A 5,520-nucleotide genomic window follows, 5' to 3' on the forward strand; every position below is an offset into this window, starting at 1 on the left:
AGGCTTTCACCCGGTTACATTCGAAGGACTGCCCTACTGGGATTGGCATATCGCGGCCGAGAAGCTGAAGGAGATCCAGGATGCGAATGCGGCAGAACCCAGGTTCTGGGGCATTGATCTCGCAGAAGGACTGTACGAAGGCGGCAAATCCGGGCTAATGGGTATTGCTTCATTTGGCTATGACTTGTACGATGATCCGTGGGGAACGGCTAAGGCTATAGGCGAAGGCGCCAAGCAGATTTCAATAGATATCTATAATGAAACGAACAAGCTGATAGACGACCCGTTGCTGTATGTGAATAATAAGGCAATTGATCTGAAGATGACGGCGGAAGAATTCTTTGCGCTTTCACCGAACGAACAGGCCAGAATAATTGGCGAGACACTGGGCCGTGAGGTTGTCTATGCCGCTGCTGGCGGCGTGGCTCTCAAGAGCGCAAGTAGAGTCGTCTCAGTCGCCGGGAAGGCGGGAACCCGTCTGGATGACGTAAGCATTCAGATCCGCCAGGGCGCAGTCATGCTGGTGGACAATGCAAAGCTCGCTGGTCAGCGGCTGGCAGATCCCGGATGGCTCCGCCCGCTGAATTTGGCGCCTGCAGGGGGCCCGGGAATGCCTGATGTCCGCCTCATGGATGGAGGCAAGCAGGAGCTCCCGCCCAAGAAGAATGCCGTGCAGGAGAATTACCTGCGGGCTATGGATGAGAAGGCTGCGGGGACGGGTGAAGTTAAGTTCATTCCAAATCCTGAATCAAATAAAGCTCTTGCTGATAAGATAGCTCAGGATTTAGGAGGAACTATTAAGCCTGCAAAAGGTGATGGATGGACGGTAAATATACCGATCACTTATAACAATAAACCATCAGAGATTACGTTGAGAGTTATGAATTCGAGCAAAATGAACGACAATTACTGGAGGCTTTCTGTTCAAGGTAAACCAGCAGTCGATATCAATGGTAATTTTAGTAATGATATTGTGCCTACTCACATTCCGATTACAGGAAGTACTTACGGTGATATTGTAAGTATCATTAACAAATTAACTGGTAAATAGGAGTGTATACTATGACAAACTTAGAAGAACTAACAGCGCTGTTATGGAGTTGTGAAATTACATCTTATAAGTTTAATTTTGAGAATCATTCAATTCAATTAGAAGTAAAGAGAGTGTTCGATAATGAAACCACGGTATTTGATGTGAAATTGGAAGAAGTTTGTTCATTCACTTGGGTTAATTCATCAGGCGACGACAGAAAAAAACTGTATGACTGGGAGTTCCTTGACTTAGTCTCCTTTGATACTATTAGTGATACGAAGATACATATCATAGGGGATGAATTTCTAAGCCAATACGCTCAAACCCCCAATATATGCTTAGAAATCGGGAATTCTGTTCTCTTAGTTGAAGCTAATCACATTACTATTAACAATGAGAAGTTCGAATTGTAAGATAACTGAGTGTTGATAACCTTGATCGGTTAATGACTTTCAAGGTTCCTTTTCAATGGAGGAAACTATAAGTCCAGCAATAGCTAGAGTCCCCCGCCACGAGCGTGAAGGATCTCATCTACTTCCTGGCCGCAGGGAGGCTTCTATTAATGAAAACCATCATCATCGGCATAGACTGCTCCACCAACCCCAGAAATGTGGGATACAGCGTTTATGATTATACCAATAGAGTCTTCATCGGCTCCATGAGCGGTCAAGCGAATGTAAGTGACCGGCTGAGGGAGATGGTTCTCATGCCGACAAATTACAACTATTTAAAAACGACTACTGGTTTTCATGTTATTATTACGCCTGCATCCAACATCGTAAATAAGAATCTTCGCAACAAACTTACGACAAATGCAACGGATTACGGCGTTAACGGTGGATTCTTTTATCCCGTTAGTACGGTAAACGCACCAACGGAAGGTCTCTCTATTGCCATAACACCAGGAGATACCAACGACCGTGAAGTGAACGGTGGAAGTAAAAGATTGTCCAGAGGAACAGCAATTGTGTACCGTGACCCATCCGATGGTAACAAATACAAAATGGCGATTACACGAGCTGTTGATGTAGCTGATATAAAAAAACAGTTTGGCACCAGCATTACGTATCAATTAATGTTTGGTGGAGGCAGCCTTTCCTTGAGGAAGACCGAAAGTGTTTGGCTTGACGAATTACAAAACATTGAGAAATTTGATTTGAATGCTACTTTACGACAGAATGATTCTACAGGCAGAACTGGACTTGGCTTTAGAGTGATTGATGGAGTATGGAAGGCATACCTGGTATTCCATGAAAGTGCTACCTTGAAGGAGCTGCGTAATTTCATGAAAGATATGTGCGAATGTTACGAAGCTATTATTCTGGATGGCGGAGGTTCAAGTGGTATCCAAGTCAAGGAGGATAATGGGAATCTTATCAAAGTTGATATGGAGCCCTTTCAACTGCGCCGATCATGACTCATTAAGTATGATGATTTCAGTAGCCAGATATAATGGGGTTATAGGGGACAAATACTGGACCTCTATTTCCTGACCTACCCGCAAGTCTTCAAGACCAGCCAACTCCTTCTCGTCACCCGAAACATAGCGGAAAATTCGCGTGTCTCTTTTTGTCAGTCCTAATCCTTCGACATGCTTACCATCGGAATTCTCAACAAAGAGATTATAGTCGATATTCAACCCTGCTATGATACTGTTTTCCAAATCCTCTTGATTGATCTCCTCAATGTTAGTGATATGGGTCCGGAAAATAAAGACACGATCATCCTCCATTTCCGCAAATGGTTTATCAAAGATCGTCTCGTATATGACCTTCGGAGGCTCAGTCCTTTCATCATCCCCTTTGCTGCTTTCCGCGTTTCTATCAAGCTCTGCGTTTTTCTCTTCACTTAACTCGTTTGTAACAGGCGGGGCTGAACCTGGGGCTTCATTTGAAGTACAGCCTGTGAGCAAGCTTGCGGCCGATATAAGTACGAATAACAGTTTCATTAACACAACATCTCCTCCGTATGCCTTTCCCTAGAGAGACGCCTGTATTCAGCACAAAGTTGCGGTTTTCTCGCAATTTTCATAATATCTGTAAGCTGACCGGATTGCTCCGAATCACAATAATCACAACGCCTGGAAGAAGCGGCCAGGAAGGCTGGACTTGAGGGATTAAACGACTGGACGGATCGCAATGGCCGTGCAGGGATTAACCTACTGACCAAGATCTTACTTCCTCGAATCCATTATGAACATGGACGCATCCTGGTTCATAAATATTTTCTCGCCTGTATAGATCGTTTCCGACCGAACATCCTTGAAGCCAATGGCAGTCATGAGGCGGGCGAGCTCCCCCTGATCAAATCCGTTATGTACCTTGTCCGACCGAACATTCTCATTCTTATCAAAATCTGCGATCAGCAGATGCCCTCCCGGATTCAGCACATCATATAATCTTGATAGAACCGGCTCTATATCCTGGATGTGGAGCAGCACCTGAGCCATGAAGACATAGTCGGCGCGCAGGTCAGACCGGAAGCCTGTCTCAAAATCAAAGCACACCGTGCTCGCAATCCGAATGCCCGCGTCAGCCAATTTCTGATCGATCTGCCCAATCATATTAGCTGAAGTGTCCAGGAACGTGATATGCCCGAAATCATCAACAAGGTTAAGCCCGACAAGTCCCGTCCCGCAGCCGAAATCGATAGCGCTCCTGTCCTTAGCGTTTCCTATATACTTACGAATAGCGTCTGACGTTATCTTTGCGATATGTATTCTTACGGGCGTATCATAGGTGCTTGCGATTGTCTCGAAAATATCCGTGTTTCCCATCCCCGTACCACCACCTGCCCTGGATTTAGTAACATCATCACTCTAGTATTTTCACCATCTTATAAAATCCGTCTATGGAATGCTTGTGGTATTTCCTCGGGAATTCGACCCCGGCGGTTTGGCGGAAGCCGAATTTTTCATAGATCCGTTTTGCGTCGCTGTTTCTAAGCTCAACGGCTAACGAGATCTTACTGAATCCTTGTTCCTTGGCAAGCTCCTCCGCTTTGTGTAACAGCTCCACTCCGAAGCCTCTGCCCCTGTACGCCTCCGACACAGCAAGATTGCATATATAATACTCATCATCGTGATTGACACTCGTTAAGTATTTTTGCAGTCCGGAACGAAGCATCATTCTGATTGAATTGCGAAGCCCCACTGTCTTAGTAAGTTCTTTTCCATACTTCATCATGTTCTTTTCCGTCTGTTTCATTACCTTGGAAGGAAGAGAGAGCAGAAGGCCGCAAACCTTATCATTCTCCACTTTCACCCAAACATTCTCGCTGCTGAACATGACATCCGGCTTGGTATAAAAAACGTTAATGTAACGATAGACCTCCGGCTCCCGTTCAATAAAAAAATAGCTAAAAAGCTCCGGCCCCGACATATAGATAAGCTTAATACAATCAGCACTTTCAAGTTCGGTTGGTTTACGAATCATTGCGATCCCGTCCTTCCGTACGGCTGCTGCTAACGTTAGACTCAACATCGTAACTATATGCTTATCTGTTATTTGAAAGACCAGCTATTGGTTTCCCCTTACCAGCCAGCAAAGCTGGACCTGCTTTAACACCTTACATGTTTACGTTTGAAACCAAGCTGTCCCTTATCTGCAGCCTTTTGAATGTTTTCGGAAGCGTGGATGAACTTGCTCTTGGCCTTGCTCTTGTCCTGCCCGACTTCTACCGAACCTACTGCCTTAGCGGTCTCAACGGCCTTATCATGAAGCGGTAAATAAGATACAGCCACCGTATACAAAAAAAAGTTCATCGCATATTTCGCTCGTTCGGGAGCTTCATGAATCGTGCGTTCTGCCAGATCGAGCATACCCGCAATTTTATCTTCGGCGAATTCACGATCCGGGCGATTCCCGAGCAGCCAGCAGTAGCAGCTCCAGCCCGCCGACCTTCTCAGCTCTTCGTCACTCGCGATCCATTTATCCGCAACCTGCTGTGCGATATCTGCCTCCGCCAGGGTGACAGCAACTACATAATCCGACAGCATATAAAAATAAGCCCCATCCATCCAGCGGTCATAGTCCGTTTCCGTCATCGCATTGGGATCTGCAATAATGCCGGCAAAGTACATAGCGTCATAGTTCCCTGTCGCGTACAGCTGATCGGACAGGGGCTGATTGATCTTTATTTTCTTGAAGATCGGCTTCATCTCGCCTGTCGCCACGCCAAATAACGGTTCACGCGCACCGTTCGATATATATTTCTTCTTGAGCCGCTCCTTGCCGAGAGCTTCAAGCTCCTGCAGCACCATTTCGACGTTCATGGATTAGCCTCCTTGTCCTGCATTAATTCTCTAAGCTTTACATTATTACAATAAGTCATTCCCGTAATTCTTGGCTCAAAAAAGCATAACCATTAAACGCTGCCACATACCATGAAATAACTGCTCAAATAAACGTTTCTAAAAACTACGGTTGGGAGGCAGTATGATGTATAGACAGCAAGCAAGAATACCAGGGAACTGTCCACAGGGGTTT

At 45.6% G+C, this 5,520-nt stretch carries 7 protein-coding genes; 3 read left to right on the forward strand and 4 right to left on the reverse strand.

Going from position 1 to position 5,520, the window contains the following annotated elements; translation table 11 throughout:
• The 3 genes from L1N82_RS17745 to L1N82_RS17755 form a co-directional block, all read left to right on the forward strand.
• A partial coding sequence (locus L1N82_RS17745) for a hypothetical protein (RefSeq protein ID WP_407946775.1) occupies positions 1-1,051 on the forward strand: 1,051 nt, incomplete at its 5' end.
• Positions 1,052-1,062: 11 nt separating this feature from the next.
• A complete protein-coding gene (locus L1N82_RS17750; RefSeq protein WP_235288803.1) occupies positions 1,063-1,446 on the forward strand; it encodes a YxiG family protein in 384 nt (127 codons plus the stop codon).
• A 149-nt stretch (positions 1,447-1,595) separates the two neighbouring features.
• Entirely contained in the window at positions 1,596-2,450 is an 855-nt protein-coding gene (locus L1N82_RS17755) for a phosphodiester glycosidase family protein (RefSeq protein WP_235288804.1), read from the forward strand.
• Here the strand turns inward: L1N82_RS17755 and L1N82_RS17760 are convergent.
• From L1N82_RS17760 to L1N82_RS17775, 4 genes are all read right to left on the reverse strand, one after another.
• Complete coding sequence (locus tag L1N82_RS17760) at positions 2,445-2,981, reverse strand: hypothetical protein (protein WP_235288805.1); 537 nt, start codon at positions 2,979-2,981, stop codon at positions 2,445-2,447. The genes L1N82_RS17755 and L1N82_RS17760 overlap by 6 nt on opposite strands.
• 225 nt (positions 2,982-3,206) lie before the next feature.
• Positions 3,207-3,809 (reverse strand): class I SAM-dependent methyltransferase, encoded by a 603-nt coding sequence (locus L1N82_RS17765; protein WP_235288806.1) that lies wholly within the window; start codon positions 3,807-3,809, stop codon positions 3,207-3,209.
• Positions 3,810-3,846: 37 nt separating this feature from the next.
• On the reverse strand, positions 3,847-4,515 hold the full coding sequence (locus L1N82_RS17770; RefSeq protein WP_235288807.1) for a GNAT family N-acetyltransferase: 669 nt from the start codon (positions 4,513-4,515) through the stop codon (positions 3,847-3,849).
• Between the two features lie 77 nt (positions 4,516-4,592).
• On the reverse strand, positions 4,593-5,306 hold the full coding sequence (locus L1N82_RS17775) for a DNA alkylation repair protein (protein WP_235288808.1): 714 nt from the start codon (positions 5,304-5,306) through the stop codon (positions 4,593-4,595).
• Positions 5,307-5,520 lie beyond the last annotated feature (214 nt).

Origin of the sequence: Paenibacillus tarimensis (assembly GCF_021532315.1) — a bacterium.
Classification (GTDB): domain Bacteria; phylum Bacillota; class Bacilli; order Paenibacillales; family Paenibacillaceae; genus Paenibacillus_I; species Paenibacillus_I tarimensis.